Source organism: Campylobacter anatolicus, assembly GCF_018145655.1.
Classification (GTDB): Bacteria; Campylobacterota; Campylobacteria; order Campylobacterales; family Campylobacteraceae; genus Campylobacter_A; species Campylobacter_A anatolicus.
Map to the genome: position 1 here is coordinate 173,654 of NZ_JAGSSY010000001.1, position 20,202 is coordinate 193,855.

20 protein-coding genes are annotated in these 20,202 nt (G+C 35.1%); 10 read left to right on the forward strand and 10 right to left on the reverse strand.

Translation table 11 applies throughout. The features are described 5' to 3' along the window. Nucleotides 1–122: 122 nt before the first annotated feature. Nucleotides 123–2,537, reverse strand: coding sequence for an endopeptidase La (gene lon, locus KDE13_RS00890; RefSeq protein ID WP_212142605.1), 2,415 nt, complete (start codon nucleotides 2,535–2,537; stop codon nucleotides 123–125). A gap of 8 nt (nucleotides 2,538–2,545) precedes the next feature. Further along, a complete protein-coding gene (locus KDE13_RS00895) occupies nucleotides 2,546–3,196 on the reverse strand; it encodes an outer membrane protein assembly factor BamD (protein WP_212140281.1) in 651 nt (216 codons plus the stop codon). A gap of 142 nt (nucleotides 3,197–3,338) precedes the next feature. Between KDE13_RS00895 and fliW the strand changes: the two genes are divergently transcribed. The 7 genes from fliW to KDE13_RS00930 all read left to right on the forward strand — a co-directional run bounded on the left by fliW (nucleotide 3,339) and on the right by KDE13_RS00930 (nucleotide 9,406). After that, on the forward strand, nucleotides 3,339–3,725 hold the full coding sequence (gene fliW, locus KDE13_RS00900; RefSeq protein ID WP_212140280.1) for a flagellar assembly protein FliW: 387 nt from the start codon (nucleotides 3,339–3,341) through the stop codon (nucleotides 3,723–3,725). Between the two features lie 4 nt (nucleotides 3,726–3,729). Then, the gene (locus tag KDE13_RS00905; protein ID WP_212142606.1) at nucleotides 3,730–6,126 is read left to right on the forward strand and encodes a hypothetical protein; all 2,397 of its coding nucleotides are present in this window, start codon (nucleotides 3,730–3,732) and stop codon (nucleotides 6,124–6,126) included. Beyond that, a complete protein-coding gene (locus KDE13_RS00910; RefSeq protein ID WP_212142607.1) occupies nucleotides 6,120–6,719 on the forward strand; it encodes a prepilin-type N-terminal cleavage/methylation domain-containing protein in 600 nt (199 codons plus the stop codon). Before KDE13_RS00905 ends, KDE13_RS00910 begins: the two co-directional genes overlap by 7 nt. Next, the gene (locus KDE13_RS00915; RefSeq protein WP_212142608.1) at nucleotides 6,716–7,558 is read left to right on the forward strand and encodes a type IV pilus modification PilV family protein; all 843 of its coding nucleotides are present in this window, start codon (nucleotides 6,716–6,718) and stop codon (nucleotides 7,556–7,558) included. Before KDE13_RS00910 ends, KDE13_RS00915 begins: the two co-directional genes overlap by 4 nt. Next, a complete protein-coding gene (locus KDE13_RS00920) occupies nucleotides 7,555–7,980 on the forward strand; it encodes a type II secretion system protein (RefSeq protein ID WP_212142609.1) in 426 nt (141 codons plus the stop codon). The genes KDE13_RS00915 and KDE13_RS00920 overlap by 4 nt, the downstream gene beginning before the upstream one ends. A gap of 62 nt (nucleotides 7,981–8,042) precedes the next feature. Next, nucleotides 8,043–8,570, forward strand: a complete 528-nt coding sequence (hpf, locus tag KDE13_RS00925) for a ribosome hibernation-promoting factor, HPF/YfiA family (protein WP_212140275.1) — start codon at nucleotides 8,043–8,045, stop codon at nucleotides 8,568–8,570. Nucleotides 8,571–8,665: 95 nt separating this feature from the next. Next, the gene (locus KDE13_RS00930) at nucleotides 8,666–9,406 is read left to right on the forward strand and encodes a DUF5131 family protein (RefSeq protein WP_212142610.1); all 741 of its coding nucleotides are present in this window, start codon (nucleotides 8,666–8,668) and stop codon (nucleotides 9,404–9,406) included. On the opposite strand, the gene KDE13_RS00935 is transcribed toward KDE13_RS00930, so the two are convergent. The 6 genes from KDE13_RS00935 to KDE13_RS00960 all read right to left on the reverse strand — a co-directional run bounded on the left by KDE13_RS00935 (nucleotide 9,403) and on the right by KDE13_RS00960 (nucleotide 15,780). After that, on the reverse strand, nucleotides 9,403–9,957 hold the full coding sequence (locus KDE13_RS00935; RefSeq protein WP_212142611.1) for a DUF1523 family protein: 555 nt from the start codon (nucleotides 9,955–9,957) through the stop codon (nucleotides 9,403–9,405). The genes KDE13_RS00930 and KDE13_RS00935 overlap by 4 nt on opposite strands. Before the next feature lie 236 nt (nucleotides 9,958–10,193). Next, nucleotides 10,194–12,014: an ATP-dependent DNA helicase RecG gene (recG, locus tag KDE13_RS00940; protein WP_212142612.1), complete on the reverse strand. Its 1,821-nt coding sequence runs from the start codon at nucleotides 12,012–12,014 to the stop codon at nucleotides 10,194–10,196. Continuing rightward, nucleotides 12,004–13,230, reverse strand: a complete 1,227-nt coding sequence (locus tag KDE13_RS00945; RefSeq protein WP_212142613.1) for a M16 family metallopeptidase — start codon at nucleotides 13,228–13,230, stop codon at nucleotides 12,004–12,006. The genes recG and KDE13_RS00945 overlap by 11 nt, the downstream gene beginning before the upstream one ends. Beyond that, a complete protein-coding gene (locus KDE13_RS00950) occupies nucleotides 13,231–14,277 on the reverse strand; it encodes a dehypoxanthine futalosine cyclase (protein ID WP_212140270.1) in 1,047 nt (348 codons plus the stop codon). It lies immediately after the preceding gene. Nucleotides 14,278–14,464: 187 nt separating this feature from the next. Beyond that, complete coding sequence (locus KDE13_RS00955) at nucleotides 14,465–14,857, reverse strand: NfeD family protein (protein ID WP_212140269.1); 393 nt, start codon at nucleotides 14,855–14,857, stop codon at nucleotides 14,465–14,467. Between the two features lie 5 nt (nucleotides 14,858–14,862). After that, complete coding sequence (locus KDE13_RS00960; RefSeq protein ID WP_212140268.1) at nucleotides 14,863–15,780, reverse strand: SPFH domain-containing protein; 918 nt, start codon at nucleotides 15,778–15,780, stop codon at nucleotides 14,863–14,865. Between the two features lie 83 nt (nucleotides 15,781–15,863). Between KDE13_RS00960 and KDE13_RS00965 the strand changes: the two genes are divergently transcribed. The 3 genes from KDE13_RS00965 to KDE13_RS00975 are packed head-to-tail and all read left to right on the forward strand — an operon-like array spanning nucleotide 15,864 to nucleotide 18,705. Beyond that, nucleotides 15,864–16,301 carry a copper resistance protein NlpE gene (locus KDE13_RS00965; protein WP_212140267.1) on the forward strand — a complete coding sequence of 146 codons (438 nt, stop codon included), beginning with the start codon at nucleotides 15,864–15,866 and terminating at the stop codon, nucleotides 16,299–16,301. 19 nt (nucleotides 16,302–16,320) lie between these two features. Beyond that, on the forward strand, nucleotides 16,321–17,511 hold the full coding sequence (locus tag KDE13_RS00970) for a copper resistance protein NlpE N-terminal domain-containing protein (RefSeq protein WP_212142614.1): 1,191 nt from the start codon (nucleotides 16,321–16,323) through the stop codon (nucleotides 17,509–17,511). Further along, the gene (locus KDE13_RS00975) at nucleotides 17,512–18,705 is read left to right on the forward strand and encodes an MFS transporter (RefSeq protein WP_212142615.1); all 1,194 of its coding nucleotides are present in this window, start codon (nucleotides 17,512–17,514) and stop codon (nucleotides 18,703–18,705) included. It abuts the gene before it with no gap. Here the strand turns inward: KDE13_RS00975 and KDE13_RS00980 are convergent. Together KDE13_RS00980 and KDE13_RS00985 are read right to left on the reverse strand one after the other, a co-directional pair. After that, nucleotides 18,702–19,532, reverse strand: coding sequence for a CheR family methyltransferase (locus KDE13_RS00980; protein ID WP_212142616.1), 831 nt, complete (start codon nucleotides 19,530–19,532; stop codon nucleotides 18,702–18,704). The two genes, KDE13_RS00975 and KDE13_RS00980, sit on opposite strands and share 4 nt — an antisense overlap. Further along, nucleotides 19,522–20,085 carry a CheB methylesterase domain-containing protein gene (locus KDE13_RS00985; protein ID WP_212140263.1) on the reverse strand — a complete coding sequence of 188 codons (564 nt, stop codon included), beginning with the start codon at nucleotides 20,083–20,085 and terminating at the stop codon, nucleotides 19,522–19,524. Before KDE13_RS00985 ends, KDE13_RS00980 begins: the two co-directional genes overlap by 11 nt. Between the last annotated feature and the right edge of the window lie 117 nt (nucleotides 20,086–20,202).

Genomic DNA, 20,202 nt, shown 5'->3' on the forward strand with positions numbered 1-20,202 from the left:
ATAGGCTATTTATCTTACTCAAAAATTTATATTTTTAGCAAACTCAAAACTTTCTTATAACTGATTTTGTTATAGTAGTCTTATTTAGATAATAAAACTACTACTTTAATCAAATAAAAATTTTATTTAATCACAAGTGCATTTTTAAGGACATCATCAATAATATCAACGGCAATAATATTCATATCGTCTTTTACATCCTGTGGTATATCATCCAAATCGCGATCATAATTTTTACGAGGTATTAAAGCAGTTTTTACACCAGCTTTGTGTGCGGCTATAAGTTTTTCTTTTAGTCCGCCAATAGGTAATACCTTGCCGCTTAACGTTATCTCGCCAGTCATAGCTACATCATGCCTTACTTTGATGTTAGTTAGTATTGAGGCTATTGCCGTTACCATCGTTATACCAGCACTTGGACCATCTTTTGGTGTAGCACCCTCAGGTACGTGCAAGTGCAAGTCATATCTACGATAAACATCACTAGGCTCAAGTTTTCGCTTGTCATCGTCAAATTTAGGCACGATAGCCATCGGTACTTTGAGTTTTTTACTATCTATTAACACCTTAACAACACTAAATGCTATCTGAGCACTCTCTTTCATCACATCGCCAAGCTGTCCAGTTATCTGCATGGCACCCTTGCCCTGTATGCGTATCGCCTCTATACGAAGTACGTCGCCACCCACACTAGTCCATGCAAGTCCATTTACCTGCCCTATCTGATCTTTTTTATCAGCCTGTTCTATCTCATAAACCTTTTTCTCTAAAAACTCTTTTAAATTTTTAGCAGTTATTAAGACTTTACCCTCGCTTCTTTTTGTTAAGATATTTTTAGCAACTTTTCGTAAAATATCAGCTATCCTACGACGTAAGTTACGCACACCACTTTCGCGAGTGTAATCACTTATGATAAGTTCGAGTCCATCTTTGCTTATACTAACATCAGCTGGTTTTAAGCCATGTTTTTTAAGCTCTTGTGGTAAAAGATATTTTTTGGCTATCTCAAATTTCTCCTGCGGTGTATACGAACTAAGCTGGATAAACTCCATCCTGTCACGCAGCGGTGCAGGTATCATACTTGCATCATTTGCTGTAGCGACAAAGATAATTTTGCTAAGATCAATGTTAAAATTTAGATAATAATCTCTAAATTTATTGTTTTGCTCAGGGTCAAGAATTTCTAACATTACAGCAGTAGGATCGCCTCTGTAGCTTCGCCCAACTTTATCTATCTCATCAAGCACAACAACAGGGTTCATCTGCTTTGCCTCTATAAGCCCTTGCACAATACGTCCAGGCATAGCTCCTATGTAGGTACGACGGTGTCCGCGAAGCTCATTGACATCCTCCAATCCGCCTAAAGCGATACGCACTAGCTCACGCTTTAATGCCTTTGCGATTGAGTTTGCAAGACTGGTTTTGCCAACACCTGGAGGTCCTACAAAGCATAAAATCGCCCCATTATTTACTTTATCACTCACGCCACGAAGTTCCAAAAGCTCACGCAATGCAAAATATTCCTCAATCCGCTCTTTTGGTTTTTCTAAACTATAATGATCGGCATTTAGATGTTTGCTAACTTCGGTAATAGATGACTTTTTCTTAGCTAAGTTCTCAAACGGTACTTCCAAAACCCAATCAAGATAACTCTGAATGGTATTTGCGTCAGCCGAGTCTGGGTGTATACGAGAGAGTTTATCTATCTGCTTTTTTATCTCTTTATAGGCATCATCACCCATAAATTTCTTTTTATTTTCTAGCTTTTTACGATACTCTTCAAGCTCCTCTTCACGGTTACCATCTGTACCAAGCTCAGCTTGAATTTGCTTTAACTGCTCTTTTAAAAAATACTCCTTATTCGTCTTATCAATCTTAGAATGGACTTTATTTTTTATCTCTTTTTGAAGCTTGTTTGCCTCTATCTCTTCGATAACATAATCAATAAGTTTAAGCAGACGCTGTTCTAAATTTTCTTCTATGAAAAAGTTATAAGCTATCTGTTTTTTAAGCCTTAACGCAGACGATATAAGGTCGCAAACACGTGTAGCCTCAGCACTCTCCTCTATAGTTTTAAGTAGATCAGGTGGGAAAAAGTGGCTAAACTGCGATAGCTCTCTAACCTTCTCACGAAGCACTACGATAAGGGCATCAGTCTTTGCAGCAGATGGGCGATTTACATGGATTATATCAACTATAGCTTGAAGTGGATTAGAATTAGTTTGACTTATAATACGCCCTTTATCAACACCCTGAAATAGAATTTTTACACGTCCATCAGGTAGTGGCACACGACGCATTATCGTGCCAATAACTCCAGCATCATATATACCATCAAATTCTCTTGAGCCATCATTTTGTGGCTTACTTGGCACAACTAATATCGGTGTTTCATTTTGCAACGCCATATCAAGAGCACGCAGGTTTTCTTCGTCACTCAAAAATAGTGGCGTTATCATAAATGGATATAAAAATAGCTCATCTTCGACAATTATCGGCAAATCTGTCTGTAAAATTTTATTATCATTTATTTGCAATTTCTCTCCTATTCAAACAATTTTCTATACCAAGCCAGATCAGGCTTTATCATATTTGCATCTTTTAGTGGCGACTCGTCTAGCTTTTGCTGATAAATTTCAGCCGAGACCATACGACCAGTGCGTTCATAGAGGTCAAATATCTGAAGATCAAGATAGTAAAGTGCTAACTTAAATTTAATAAGCATTGTATCTATCAGCGGTCTATACTGCGTGTTTGGATACATATATAAAAATTTTTCTATCTCATTTACACTATCTTGCATAAGTTTTTGGTTGCGATTTGGCTGAGTAAACGAATCAAAATTTGCTTTGATTTTTAGATATTGAGCAAATTCTGTCTTTGCACCACCATCACCGTAACGCTTGATATACTCATCAAGATAGTAGTTTGCAAGTAAATACTCCTCATCATTTGCGTGTGCTTGAGCTAAAATGAGTAAAATTTGCTCTAAAAGTGGGCTTGCGACGTGTTCACTTGCCATCGATATATAGTGCTTATCGGCAGCTTCTAAGTCACTATCTTTTATGTCTGTGATAATCTGAGCATACCACTCATCTGGGGTTAGATTGTAAAGCTCAGTAGATGCCTTTTCAGAACAACCAACAAGCATTGCTATAAAGCTAATGCTTAATATAAATTTAAAAATCTCCTGCATAACTTCCCTTATAAATTTAAATTTCGCATATTTTACATTTTTTGCCATTATTTTTGCATAAAAGTTTAAATTTTTGTTTTTTTATCACAAAAATGGTAAAATATGACGATATGAAAAAAGATAAATCTAAAAGGATCAAAATATGATATTTTCAGTCAAAAGTCCGATACTTGGCTTTGAACATATAAAGACAATGGAGCTTGTTGAGCTTGATAACTTTTTTGTTAGATTAGTCAGCAAAGATGATAAAACAACATTTACAATGATAAACCCATTCGCACTAAGAAACTACGAATTTGACATACCTACATACTACGAAGAGCTAATGGAGATAAAAGAGAGCTCACAACTACGCGTTTATAACATCATAGTAGTATCCTTGCCACTTGAAACTTCAACAGTAAATTTTATCGCTCCGATAGTTTGCAATATGGATAATATGACACTATCTCAAGTCGTTTTAGACGTTGTCTCATATCCACAATACGGACAAGCCGAAAAGATAGAAAATTTCATAGAAAAAAAATAAATTTATGTCCCATAAAACCATCATCGCTCTACTTTTTGTTATTTATGCATATGCGAGTGAGAGCAGTAGCGATGTGGTTCGCTACTCTGGTAACTCAAGTGAGCTTTGTTATGACGAGGTACTTGAGATCAAAAAAATCAACGAGACAGAATTTATACCGGTTGGCTTCATAGCTACAGCAAAAAGTGGCGATATACTACGCACAAAACTTGAGATAAAAACCATAAAAGATGTCCGTGTATCTGACGTAACACTTAAAGCAACAATAGATACACAGAGTGCTGAGTATATACAAAACTCAAGCTATGTTGCAAATGCCCCAACAACCGAAGTATTTAATGTAACTCAAATGGACAAGATCTCAGATACATTTGTGCAAATTCCAAATGATAATGCGTTGTATTTTCGTGTCGGTAAAGGTGCACAAAATAGCATAAATACGGTACGTGGCGGTAGTTTAGATAAAACTACAAAAGCCATAGTGCAGCTTGATATGTCGTTAAGAAATAAATTTAAACGAACGAGCTTTGAAGTATTATACAAAAATGAAGAGACAAATCATAAAAAACAGGGCAGAATAGGCGTATGTGGTTTTAGTAGCCATCTTGTATTTATCAACGATGATGACGACAATATAGACAATATAATGGTTGTAAATAAAAATTTTAAAACACAAAATGATAATACAAATTTATTTACACAGATTGCCAATAAAGCCTTTGATGTTAATCTAATCTCATTTGACCGTCAAAACAAGGCTTTTGTGTCAAGTCAAGCAAATAGCAATATAAGCATAGACATCGTATCATCATATGATGAGTGTAAAAATTCACAAAATGTGCTTGAAGGCGGAGCTAGAAGTGTAAATTTGGATAATAAAAACCTAATCACTCTTAAAAATTTAGTTATCAATAAAGCCTATCCTGAGTTGCATTTTCGTATCTCATATCTTGATAAAAACACAAATAAGATAAAACAATTTTGCCAAACTGAGCCATTTGCTGTAAGACCAAAAGAGCTTGTTTTATATGATATAAATACAGAAAAACCGCTTTCAAGTGATGAGTTAATCGGAGCAAAAATTTATAATCACATTGGGCTTAAAGCAACTAATGCAAACAATGATCTAGCTTTAAACTACTCAAATTCGCTTGAAAATATCAAATTTATGTTAAAACTTCCACGAGATTGCAACACTTCGATTGCATTTTTAGATGAAATTTCATTAAAAGCTGATTTTATTAACGGTAAAGCAAAGCTTAAAAATTTAAGCTTTCAAGATATAGGAGAGGTGTATATACAAGGCACAGATAGCACTTATACCGCACTGGATCAAGCACAAAATGACTGCATAGCAGATAGCGATTCTAACATAGAAGCCGAAGGAAAGATAGGATGCAATATCCCTATCAAAAAGCATATTATTAAATTTATCCCAAAAGATATTATGATAGATAATCTCAAGATTAAAAATTTTCAAAATGGTACGATGACTTATTTAAACTCACTCTCAAACAACCACGATATGTATGCAAGTGCGACATTTGACATCACTGCAAGGTTAAATGATAACACAGTGGCTAAAATGTATAGCACAAATTGTTATGCAAAAGATGTTAGTTTTGAAATTGATCTTAATGCGACACAAAAAAGTGATATTTTTTATATACCAAACTCAGCTCTTATCAAAAAAGATCAAAATAAAAAAGACAATAAATTTACCGCACTAAAGAGTATTTTCTTAAATGGTGTGGCAAATGGCGAGATAGAGTTTAACTTTAAAAGAGATAGCTCAAAAAAGTCAAATCCATTTGAGATAAGTAGCGACGAGTTTAAATTTATAAATATTACCGATGGTAAAATAATCGGTGTAATATATGAAAAACCAGCTGAAATAGACAAGACTTCGGCTAAATTTTATTACGGACGTATATATGTGCCTTTGGTGCAAGGAGTAAGCAAAACACTAGAAGCAAAAGCATATTATAGTGTTTATTGTAATAATTGTGATACTCAAAGATACAAACTATCGCAAAAAGATAAGGACTGGCAAAGAGTGCCACACACCAATGGTTGGTTTATAAACGAATTTCATACAAACGATCAGGGTCGTATCGATAGCTATGAACAAAAAGGTAAAAGGGTAGTAGTTTCTAGTAACATAATAGATGGAATACAGGCTTTAAATATATCTAAAAATGGATACTCAAATGACACCATAAGAGCAGAAGTACCAAATTGGCTGATATATAATGAGTTTGATAAAAAAGCAAATAAAATCGAGTTTAATATCAAATTTAAAAGTAGTGGCAACTGGGCTGGAAGTGCCAAAAATGGTGTCGGTAATATAGTTGGTGATAAAAGCTTAAAAGATGCAACAAATCGCAGAATACAATGGTAAAAAGGGCTGGTTTTTCACTCATAGAAGCAGTTTTGAGCATCATTATAATCTCTCTAATAAGTACGGGTGTTCCACTTATAATCAAACAAATCTCGCAAACTAATAAAACATCGCTATTGCAAGAGAGTGTAATGAATGCAAAAACTTATCTTATAACCACCTTAAATGCACCGTTTACCTGTGAGCATATAAGCAATAACCCAAATGAACTTTTGCCGATATTTTATGGAAATTTAAGCACAAATGGCGAATATATAGACTTTTATAAAAAATGGCACATACAAGGTGATGGGCGTAGAAATTTTATGCCAAAAGATGGTGTAAATTTAAACAAAAGTTGTGGTGCAAATGATATAAAAAGCATAAATGACTTTAGTGGCGAAAATTTTAATCTAAATGGTAATAATTTGGATTTTATCATAAGCTCAACATATCAAATAGATGTCAAAAATGATAATAAAATTTTTAATGAAAACGAAGACATAAAACACATAAAAGTAATAGCAACAAACAATGATACGCAGATAAATTTAAGTGGATTTGTCGCAAATATCGGCGATGCTGCCGAGCTAAATACAAAAGAGTGGCGATGAGATCTGCATTTAGTATGATTGAGATCGTACTTGTTATAGTTTTGGTCGGTATCATCGGTATTTCAAGCTTTGAGATAGTAAATGTGATCTTTCAAAACTACGCTCAAAATCGCACTATAAATTTATTACAAAATCAAACAGAACTAACACTAGAAATGATCGCCAAACGGCTAAGCTATCGTATAAAAGATAGTGTTATAGCAAGGAGCGAAAATGGGGATTTTAAACTATTAAATAGCCAAAACATAAACAAAGATCATAAAATTTTAGAATTTATAGCCTACTCTCATGACGCATTTAATGCTGGTGTTTATAGTGGCTTTGCTGATCTTACGGCAAGTGATAGCAAAAATGGGCTTAAAACGCCACTTAGCAATCTTACCTTAGGTAAAGAAATTTTTTCTGATTTAAGTAACAAAACTGTAAATTTTAGCGACGTAAATGGCGGTGTGATCGCGATATTTGGCGGTATAGCCTACAATGAAAGTTCATTTGGATACGATGGATTACCAGCCAAAGATATAGCAAAAGTTGCCATTCAAAACAGCACAACACTTAAAATTTCAGATGATTTTAGTGGTAAAATTTCAGAGCAATACCACCTAGCTCATAGTGCTTACGCCCTAGTTCCACAAAACGATAGTGGCGATAAATTTGATCTTTTACTTTACTACAACTATCGCCCGTGGCATAGACAAAATTATAAAAATGGTGAGAGTAGCATTTTGGCACAAAATTTAACACAATTTAGCTTTAGTGAGCAAAATGGAGCAATCATTATAAAAATTTGTCTAAAAGATGGCGAACTAGTCGTGTGTAAATCAAAGGCGGTAACGTGAGAGACGCTTTTAGCCTGATAACTGCTATATTTTTTATGATCTTAGTTTCAGCTTTGTCTATATTGGCTTTGAGTTTTGCAAATTTTACATCACGCCAAAGTGGTGAAATTTATCTACGAGAACAAGCAGAACTTTTAGCACAAGGAGCAACGGAAGTAGCTATGTTAAAAGCTTTTAAACACGATTTTAATAGTGGTTGCATAAAATATATCAGTGGAAAATTTACAAATGATGACGTAAATATATTACTAAACTACGAAGTTTATATTAAATTTTTTGGCGATATTGCAGCTTGCAGGGGCGAAAAGATCCAAACACCACAGAGCGTAGGCACGATGATGATCGATGTTTTTGTATACTCTCCTGATACGAATGCGACAAATAAAATTTCATTTCACAAACGTACTTTACAAAAACTATAATTTTATAAATTAATTTAACGTTTTGTGCTATAATCTAAATACTTTCATATAAGGAGTATGCAATGAATATTAGCATTGTAGGCAGACAGCTTGAACTAACAGAACCTATCAAAGAGTATATACAAAATGCCTTTGATACTCTCAGTAAATACAACCTTGATATCATCTCAGGCAGATGTGTCGTAGCGGCGGATGAAAGACAAGGCAAAAAGGGTTTTAGTGCTGACTTTTCACTAAATATGGCACATAAAGATACAATCGTTATCCGCCAAAGAGACAAAGATCTCTATGCGGCTATTGATCTTGCAATAGATCGTGCCTCAAAGGTGCTTCGTCGTGAGCATGACAAGGCAACAACTGTAAAAGGCAAAGATGAAGGAAAAGAGATACGTGCTAGAATAGGCGAAGAAAAGATTGAAGGCATTGATGAGATCGTGCCTATGGAGCTTGAACTATACAAGCCACTTGAGATAGAAGAGGCACTTGAGAAGCTTAAAAATAGCGACTTACAGTTTTATGTATTTAACGATATAGATGCTAGAATGCGTGTGATATATAAACGCACAGACGGCAAATTCGGACTTTATTAAATTTTTAGGGCAACTTTGCCCTACTCTTTTAAATTTAAAACTAATCTTATGAACTTTGCTAAAAAATATAAATTTAAACCGCTAAAACAGCTCAAATGCAACTTCTAAATTTTAAAAGAGCTAGTTGGAATATCTCAATTGGTTGCAATAAAGTAAGCACGGGCTGTAAAAACTGCTACGCTGAACGTATGGCATTGAATTTTAAGCGTCTTGGAGTAGTAGATTATAAAGATGGATTTGAGTTTAAGCTAATGCCACAGCGGCTAAACGAACCAAAAAAATACAAACACTCTACCCTATTTTTCATAAACTCAATGAGCGATATTTTCCATGAGCGTATGGATTTTACATTTTTAGATGAAATTTTAAAGGTCATAAATGCCACCCCACATCACCAATATCAAATGCTGACAAAGCGGCCACAACGTATGCGTGAATATTTCTCATCTCGCAAAGCACCACTAAATTTATGGCTTGGTACAACGATTGAGCATCAATCTATGAAAAACCGCATTGAGTTTATTAGAGATTTGGACGCTAGTGTAAAGTGGATATGCTGTGAGCCACTTGTTGGTGACATCGGAGAATTAAATTTAAGTGGCATAAATTGGCTTGTAGCAGGTGCCGAGAGCGGAGCAAATGCACGTGAGTGCAAGATTGAGTGGATTTTAAGCTTACAAAAACAGTGCAAAGCACAAGGTGTGGCATTTAGCTTTCATAATACGATAAGAAAACACAAAAGTGGTATAAAAGACTACAAAGACATCTCTCTTAGTCAGATACAAAATCACGAATATCCAGCGATAAAAACTGCCGAACGCTCACTTTTTGATTAAATTTTCTCAGTTTTTGGACTAAAAATTCTACCTATCCGCCTAAGACTTAATACAAGTGAGATAAATACTAAAACATATAAAACATAGCTAAGAACTGGCAACGGCTCACTCTCTGGGCTAACCGCTTCTTTGATAGTTAGAGCGTTTCTAAACTCATCAAATATAACGATACGCCATCCATAATATTTCACAACAACCATACTATCGCTATTTGCAAAACCTTGAGCCATTGCTTGAAGATCAGCCGAGCCAAATTTAAAGTAAAATGGAAAGCTCCAGCGGGTATCTTCATTGCGATACACCATCACATCGGTGCTACCAGGCTTTTGTGTGTTTATCTGATAAACATCACGAGTTGGTCCATCGGCTGGATTTGCCTTAGTTATCGGACCATTCTTATCCACACGCTTAACCTCCACGCCATTTACCTTTGTAATCTCATAATGTGGTGTTATGAAATTTACTACCGCTAAAAGCATAAGATGCAAAAGCACCGCTATTACGATAATCACACGTTTTGAAACGCTTAAAATTTTATCTTTTAAACTCATATTATTCCCTTATTTTTAGCATATTCTAGCACGTTTTTATAAATCCACTCTGAATGTTTCAAGATGAAATTCTTATCATTTGTATACTAAACTGATAAAAAATACGGAATATAAAGTTTTTAAAGATATGCGATATCATTACTACTATTTTTGTAATCTCATTACTTAACAACAATATAATCGTCCACTAGGCACAATATAATATAACTGTGATACTGTTTTATTTGGCGATAAGTTTATAAATTTCTTGCATTTAGTCGCTCTTTTGCCATCTCTGTAATATCTGCTTCGTAATCATAATAGTTAAATGTCGCCCCGTGTTGATAAGCTCCGTTTAAGATATCACCACTCCGACGGTTTTTTAGATCCAGCTCAGCTATCTTAAATCCATCAAGCGTATTGGCAAATTCATTTAGCCGTGGAGGTACACTTTTAAGCTTTGTAAATAAAAAGCAATACCCATCTCCGCCGTTCCGCCCCACACGCCCACGTAGCTGATGAAGCGTGGCAAGTCCTAGTCGCTCAGCACCTACAATAACTATCGTACTAAGACGTGGCAAAGAGATACCGACCTCAACAACCGTAGTTGAGAGCAATATGTCGCCATTTTGACGAAACTCACGCAAAATTTGCTCTTTCTCTTTATCTTTACCATAAGTAATATATACGTTTTTAAAATTATCCAACCAAAACTCTTGAGCCTCACTAAGACTTTGATAGTTTGAGAAACCAGAACTTTCAACGAGTGGATAGACGACAATAACTTGTTTTTTTTCTAAAATTTGAGCCTTTATATGAGCAAACAATCTACCAAAGTCGCACGACTTTACCACCTGTGTTTTGATGTGTTTTTCAAAAGGCATCTCACGCAAGAAACTAAACTCAACAAGCGATGACTGAATAAGACTGAGTGTGCGTGGTATAGGCGTGGCAGAAAACTGCACAAAATTTGGGTGCAAACCGACATCTTGAGTAAGTTGCTCTATCTTTGAACGCTGATTTGAACCAAATCTATGTTGTTCATCTACCATTACAAGTGGCGATGGTGGCAGCTCTTGATATAGCAAAACATGAGTGCCGATGATTAGATTTGCCTCTTTTAAATTTGGATTTTTATCACCACTTTTTACTAGCGTTACTTGCATAAATTCGGGCAAAAGCCGAACCGCTTCGCTATAAATTTGCTCAGCTAATATACTAGTTGGGGCCATCAAAACCGCTGTGCGTGGATATATACTAAGAGCTGCAGCAAGCATCACAAGCGTCTTGCCACTACCCACATCACCCATTACTACACGTCGCTTAGCCTCACTTTCTACTAGATCCTTACGTATATCAATTATGGCGTTTAGCTGGTCATTTGTCGGCATAAATGGTAAATTTCTTACCCACTCGCTTATGTCAAAAAGCTTTAGAATTTCACTTTTAAAGTGCAGTTTTTTACTACTTAATTTTTTTATATAGTTATAAATTTCTATAAATTTAAGAGTATTAATGCTCTCATTTTTACTATCGTTTTTACGAAGATTTGCAAGTGCTTCAATACCCTTTTGTGTAGGGCTTTGCAGACTTAAAATAAGCTCTACCTCACTCTTATTTAGCCCCTCATCTAAAAGTGTTTCTAAGCTAAGATACTTTGCTGTGAGCGATTTTAACCGCTCATCCTTTATTTCAGTTTTGTATTTTGGCACAATCTCACCAGTTTTTTTGATGATTTTAGGGTTTATGACTTGCCATAAGCCAAAATTATGAGTAGCGTTGCCAGTGATTATAAGTTTTTTACCCGTTTTAAAGGCACCAAAATGCCAAGATTTAGCGTTAAAGATTATAATTTTAATCGTACTTTGCCACGCTTCACACCAAGCCACACCACTTAACATCCCATTACGAGTTCTTGTGATTGATTTTATCACTACTTCTAAACAGATAGCTCCTTCTCGTGGTTTCTCACAAAGCGTTGTATCTTCATAATTTTTAGGTAGAGTTAAAGCAAGATCAAGTAAGCTTACAACGCCTATATGAGCTAGTTCTACTCTATCTTTTGAATCAAATTTCATTTCTTAATACACAAAAACTTAGCCGATTTATCTCGCTATGAAGTGTTATAAATTCATTTAGTTCATTTAAGCTTAATTTTTGAATTTGCTCTAATTCGCTTAAAAATGTACCAAGTGGCCTACTCTCGTAAAATTCACTTTGTGCTATATTTAGTCGTTTAAATAGTGTCTCAAGTCGTAGTGGCAGTGAGCCAAGCAAAAAATTTTTAGCCTGTGTTAGCTCACTTTTACTTACTCCATTTTGACTAAATTTATAAATTTCGTCCTTTATAACGGCAATCGCCTCATCTTTTTTTTCGTTCTTTGTCTGCATATATCCAAAAATACCGCTATGACTTAGAGCAAAGCTATTTCGTGCATAAGCACTATATGCCAGACCTCGCTTTACACGAATTTCTTCCATAAGTCTTGAGCCAAAACCACTCTCACCAAGGATAAATGTCGCTACTTTTGCCTTATATCGCTCTTGTTCAACCACATTAAATGGTGACCCAAAGTAGATATAGGCTTGTTCGCTAGGACGCAATATCTCGCTATTTTGCTCTTTGTTACTTGTTATAAATTTAGGTAGTTCTCTTGTCTCTCCCGCATCTAAAACACTCAAAATCTCGGTAACAAAGCTTGTATGTGTCTCACTCACATCTCCACCAAAAATAATAAATAAATTTGATAAATTCAAATGCTCTTTTATAAATTTCTTTATATCATCTAAATTCATACTTGCTACACTCTCACTTGTGCCAATGTTTGCACGTGATAAAGGAGTGTTGGGATATAAAAGCTCCATTAGCCCACGCCTAGCGACATAATCAAAGTCATTGTCATTACTCGCTATCTCGCCCAGCGTTACTGCCTTGCAACGGTTTAGACTTTCAGTCGTTAAATTTGGCTCTATCAAAAGATGCTTTATCATATCACACGCATAGCTAAAATGCTCTTTTAGGCAGTTTAGCTCAATGCTAAACGTCTCAAATCCACTATCGATATTTAGGCTTATCGCACGTTGTTCAAGCAATCTTGCAAACTCGTATGAGCCAAGGCTTAAGGTACCTTCATTTAGCATATTTGCACTCATCTTAGCAACTCCTGCTTTGATGTCTCTAACCGCTCCAGCTACCTTAAATACAAGTTTTAGCGATACGACAGGCAGAGCCTTGTCGCTCTCAAAAACAGCTGGAATTTTTACATTTTTTACATCTAAATTTATTATTTTCATTTAAAATCTCTCCAAAATATTATAGTTTGTGTTACGTTTAGCTGGATACTCACCAATATCTTTTATTAAATTTATCATTTGTTCTTGGTTCATTCTAAAACTAGCTCCAGCAGCCTTTACTACGTTCTCCTCCATCATAGTTGATCCTAAATCGTTCGCTCCAAAAAGAAGTGCGAGTTGCCCCACGTAACTACCCTGTGTCACCCAGCTACTTTGGATATTTTGTACGTTGTCTAAAAATAACCTTGAAACCGCAAGTAATCGTAAATAGCGGTTTGAGCTTTGTTTTACTATCTGTGGATACTCTGCAATCAAGCGTGTGTTAAGCCCTTGAAAGCTCCACAATATAAATGCACGAAATCCGCCGGTCTCATCTTGCAAATCTCTAATATGCTCCCAATGTTTAACTATCTCACGAGTGGTCTCAACCGTACCAAACATCATAGTTGCAGTCGTTTTTATACCGCACTCATGAGCCTCTTTGTGTATCCGTAGCCAATCAGCCGTATCGCACTTTTTAGGGGCGATGATGTCGCGAACGCGGTCACTTAAAATTTCTGCCCCAGCACCAGGCATAGAGTAAAGCCCTTTTGCCTTTAAACGCTTTAGTACCTCACGAGTTGAAATTTTAGAAACTCTTGCGATATAATCAATCTCAACCGCTGAAAATCCGTGTATCGTGATGCTTGGATAGTTTTGCGTGATAAAGTCTACAAGCTCCTCGTACCACTCTATTTTTAACTTCGGATGAACGCCACCTTGAAAGAGTATCTGAGTCCCACCAATATCAATTAACTCCTCTATCTTTTTGCCGATCTCATCAAAGGATAACACATATGCGTCTTCTTCTTTTGCGTGGCGATAAAATGCACAAAATTTACAATCCACCCAGCAAACGTTAGTGTAGTTTATATTTCTATCTACAATAAATGTCGTGATTTTATCAGGGTGTAGCTCACGCTTTTTTGCTAACGCCATACGCCCAAGCTCTTGTAAGTCGGCATTTTCTATAAGTTCAACCGCTTGTTCTATACTAAGTCTATTCAAATTTTTACCTTTAAATTTTCAGATAGTTTAGCAAAATTTGGATTAAAATTTTACAAAAATTTAATAAAATTAGTATAAGCTAGTTTAAATTTATTCATTTTGATCACCTTAAATGAGAACTATTAGGGTAGTACTTAACCGTCAATATACTAAAATATATGCCGACAAATTTAGATTCATTTTGAATCTAAATTTTTTGTATATCAGCCTTATTTCCACTAGTTTTTATCACTTTTACCTGTTCCTCATCCTTAAAATCTCCATCATAATGCCAAAATGTCCCTTTATAATAGAGCATATCGCCCTTTATAACCCCAACACCCTCAACATCTAAAAAGTCCTCTTTTATCGTCTTTTTATCAAATTTGATCCGAAGTCTATTTTTAAACAGTACTAAAAGCACTAGCGAAATAGCAAGCGAGACTAAAATTTGAAACTGCCACGAAAAAGGTATGATAAAATTTAGCACACCGACGATGAAAAATCCAAGCCCAAAAAAGAGTAGATAAAATGAAAAAAGAGCAAGCTCCATCACCATTAGCACCACGCCGATAGCCAACATAAAATAAGCGTCTATCATCTTTTCTACTTGCTCTCACTCTTACTCAAAAAGTTCTTTAAAACACTTAATGAACCAATAAGCTCAGTGGCCTCATAAGGCACTAATACCTTATCCTTTGAGCTATTTTTAGCTAGTTCATTAAATGCCACAACCCTATCACGAGCCAACAAAAACTCAGCTGCATTTGCGTTTTTACTCATACTCTCATTTATCATATCCATCGCCTCTTTTTGAGCCGTTGCTATGGCTATTTGCTCATATTTTTTCGCATCAGCCATACGCTCTATCGCCTCAGCTTGAAGCACCTTTTCTTGCTTTAATGCCTCAGCATTGCGTATTAAAGCCTCCTTCTCAGCCAAAGCTTTAAGCTCAATGGCACGTTTCTCACGCTCTGCTTTCATCTGCATATTCATCGCCTCTTCAATACCAATCGGTACAGAAATTTCAGAGATCTCAACACGCATAATCTTCACACCCCAGTTATCAGCCGCATCACCTAGGGCTACTTGAAGTGCCGCGTTTAGCCGGTCACGTGAACTAAGGGTATCATCAAGGTTCATCGCACCGATCTCGCCACGAAGCGTAGTCATAGCCAAATTTGCAATCGCACGTTTGTAGCTATCCACGTTATATATCGCCATTTTTCCATCAAATACTTTTAAAAACACAATACCATCAACCGTGATATTTACATTATCTTTTGTAATGACTTGCTGTTTTGTTATATCAACGAGCTGTTCGCGTATTGTGATAGTATCACGAATTTGATCTACAAATGGGATAATCAGGTGAAATCCGCCGTCAAGCACTTTATGAAATTTACCAAGTCGCTCAATGATTAATATGTCAGCTTGTGATACTATTTTAATACCAGCTTTAAAAAATACAACCGCAAGAATAGCTAAAACAAAGACCAAAAAGCCCAAAAACTCAACTTCCATTACTTTCTCCTTAAATTTATTAAACTTAACTATATTTTTTACTATAATACACATTTAAATCTTAAAACAAAGGAAAAATATCAATGAAATTTAAAAATTTTATACTTATAACCATAGTTTTATTTTTAGTAGGTTGCGGGACATCTTCACAAAATGTGATGATACCAAACGGAACGTGCGAAGTCGTGCAAGATAATAAATGCTCGGTCGACTTTATCTCAGTTGTCGGAACATATAAAGCGATGCTTCCTTGTGCAAGTTGTAGTGGTATAGATAGCACTTTGATACTAAATGCTGATAATACTTTTGAGAATAAAATGATATACAAAGGCAAAGATGACTTCGTAAGCATATCAAAAGGTACTTATAAAATAGACGGTGATGTAATAACAATAACAGATGAATACAAAGAAGAGATCAGCTATAAATTTGACGGTAAAAATTTAAAAATGCTAAACAAAGATAGTAAAGATATACATAGGGATTTTGCAAATAAATTTATCTTTAAAAAGGCAGAATAATCCTAAAAAAGGAGATAAGATGAGAGTGATTTTAGCGGTCTTACTGACCATGTTTTTGACCGGTTGTATGCAACATGTTACACAAAAAAGCACAAAATTCATAGAACAAAATAAGAGCATAACCAAACAAAAAATACAAAACAAAATAGTAAATACAAATAATATCTTGCATTCATATCATAGCATACTTCCGTGCAACAAATGCGATGGGATCAAGACTATTATCACTCTAAACAAGGACAAAACCTACACAAAAACTATGCTAAGTCTAAGCAAAACTCACGAGTTTATAACTGAAAATGGGGCGTTTAAGATAGACAACGACGTAATTAATTTAATAGACAACAATAACAAAAGTAGCTATTTTAAGTTTAATAAAAATAGCCTTTTGCAGCTTGATGATAGTAGACAAAAACGCACAGGTGCTTTGGCAGAAATTTATAAATTTGATATGATTAAAGCGAGTTACAAAGATGATTTTTTAGGAGAATTTGTTAAATTTAAGGATAAAAATAACTTTTTAAGCGTTGTTATAGTTCCCTTTAAAGATGGTATAAATCTAAAAGCATACTCAAATTTAAATAAAAAAGGTGAGATAGAGTGTGAGTTTGAAGGAGAATTTGGTTATAAAAATGGCATATATTATCTTAAAAATACCAAAGAACAAGTAAGCTTACATAGGCTAAAAGATGAAATTTTTATAAACGCTGATAAAACTATCTGCAAAAATAGTATAAGCGGTAGGTATAGGCACAAAAGCAGCATGAAAAATTTATTTGGTAAAAATTTTATCTCAAATCTTACTTCAGATATGAAAAATGCTGACATAGTTCGTATTTATGGTGCTAAAAATATCAAACGCAATACCAACGAAAAGAAAAAAGAGAGTTTTTATGTGCTTGATGATAGCAAAAAGCCGCTTTTTAAATACACTCTCACAAACGGCATAATCACACAAATAGAGGTAATATCGGATAAATTTAAAACACCAAATGGCATCAAAATCGGCTCAAGTTTTAAGGATATTAAAACAAATTTAAAGGTGCAAAGTGCGGTATTTGACAAAAATAATAATGTTATAAGCCTAAAAATACCGAGCGAAAATATGCTTATCCGTTTAAAAAATAATAATAAAAAAAATATTAAAAGTATCAAAGATATCGATGAAAATGCAAAATGCGAACAAATTTTACTTCTTTGGAATGAATAGTTGAACGCATATATAAAACTTCTGCGTGAAGAGCGAAATTTCAGGCTTCTTAGCATAGTTCAGCTTATATGCTACTTTGGTGCATGGTTTTCACACACTGGTATTTTTACACTACTTATCAACCTTGACGCACCCATTTGGGCAATCACACTAAGTGCTGCGATGGCGTATCTACCCGCTGTAATTTTAGCTCCATTTAGCGGTGTCTTGATAGATAGAGTGAGTGCGAAGCCTATGCTTATCATTATGATGATGATAGAGACGATAACGGTTTTTATGCTCGTTTTTATTGATTCACTTGATTATCTTTGGTTGCTTTTAATGCTGATTTTTATCAGAATGGGGACTGGTACGATAACATTTCAAGCAGAGATGAGTCTGCTGCCAAAAATTTTAAGTAGTGAAAACTTAAAATTAGCAAATGAAATACACTCCATAATATGGGCAGTCTCATATACTGCTGGTATGGGACTAGCAGGGATTTACATACACTTTTTTGGCATCAAAAGTGCATTTATACTTGACGGAATTATCTATATTTGTAGCTTTTACTTTATTTTTAAGCTAAATTTACCAAAAATAGCAAAAGAACTGACAGAACCAAGTCTTGTAATGCTAAAAAATGGGCTAAAATACCTAAAAAGCAATCCTTTGATTTTACACCTTATCGTCCTACACGGCTTTGTAGGTATTACCGCTTATGATGCACTAGTTGCACTTTTAGCTGACTATCCATATGCAAATGTCTTATCTGTGTCGCTTGTCATCGGCTTTATAAATGCAACTCGCTCGATCTCGCTGATGTTTGCACCGATGCTACTTAGTAAATTTGTCAGAAAAGATAACCTTGTGTATTTTTACTTAGGGCATGGTATTGGTGTTTTAGCATGGGCGATGCTTCAGTTTAACTTTTATATATCACTCATTGGTATTTTGGCGGCTGGGTTTTTTACATCAACGCTTTGGAGCTACACATATACACTCATTCAACAAAACTGCGATGAGAAATTTTATGGGCGAGTTATAGCATATAATGATATGTTTTTCTTAAGCGTTAGCGTTATAACTTCCCTTGCCGTCGGATATTTATTTAAACTAGGGATAAATTTACAGCTCATTACGGCCCTAATGGGAGCGATGTTTTTCATAGGGGCAGTTTATTATCATAAAATATACAAGGCTTATAAACTCTAAGCCTTAGCATAATACGAAGTAGAAAGCGAAAATTGTTTAGTGTATAAATCAGTGTATGGCACAATATCGGCGTGCCCGGTGTAAAGCCTACCATAATCTTTGAGTAGCTTGTGCAACCTTTCAACACATTTTAATCTAAATTCATCATCAAAATATATCATCATATTTCGCGAAAGTATAATATCAAATTTACCAAGCGAAAATATCGCATCATCAAAAACATTTAAAATTTTAAACTCACAGTGTGGAAACATATGCTTTTTGATGATAAATTTATCACCATCTTTTGTAAAAAATCTCTCCTTTTGATAGGCGTCAAGTCGGTGCAAACTCCGCTCATTATAAACAGCATTTTTACACGATGCTATCGCTTGTGAGTTGATATCGATACCAACTATACTAAGATTAGCAAGGTTCATTCCGCTCTCATATGCAAGCATTGCAAGCGAATACACTTCATCACCACTAGAACAAGGGGCACATAAAATTCTAACAGCACCAAGATCTTTAGCATACGATACAGCATCTTTAAGTTGTGGCAATTCACGATAAAAATAGGTCTCATTTACTGTTACTAAATTTAATATATCCTGTCTTGTATCATTGTTATAGCGTATAATCTGTGCGAGTTCTTTAAATTTTTTTATCCGTCTATCTCTAGCAAACGCACCAAGACGTTGAAGAGTGATATCGCGTTTTGGTTCAAGATCAACGCCACAAACAACCCTTATCGTATCCATAAACTCATCAAAGCCATCTTTATCAGTAGGGACTTGTGGGGCTGACTCTTGCACCTGTTCTTCTGTATTATTTTTTCTAAATAGCATTTAAAAAATCCTCAAGCTCTTTTCTGGTGCTTATTAAATTTAATGATTTTAAATTTGGATTAAGCTCTTTTGCACGTTTTGGCATACCATATACTATCGCACTCTCTTCGCTCTCAGCGATACATTTTGCACCAGCTTTGTATAGTTTATCAAGCCCAGTAGCACCATCATCGCCTATGCCTGTTAAAAGTATAGCCATAACACTTGCACTTTTGCATATGCCAACAGCTGAGCTAAATAGCATATCTACATTTGGTGTATAGATGGTTTTTGTATCAGCATTTGGTTTAGCACCAAATGGCAAAGTCTCATTTATAGTAAAATTTTGATCACATACATAAACTTTATTTTTTAGTAATTGTCTTTTGCTTAAAAGCTCAACATCTATCTCACACTCTCTACCTATCTGAGTAGCAAATGATGAGATGAACATCTTATTCATATGCTGAGCTATCACAATAGTGGCATCACCGATTTTAACGCCTTTTAAAAGCTTTTTTATATGTCCCGGTCCGCCTGTCGATGCACCTATTAATACTAATTTTTGAGCCATACAATACCTTTAAATTTTGGCGGATTATAGCAAATTAAGTATTACATTTTATTAAATTTACTATACATTTTGTAATAAAACTTATACCTTGCTACTTTAAGTAATGATGCACTCCTT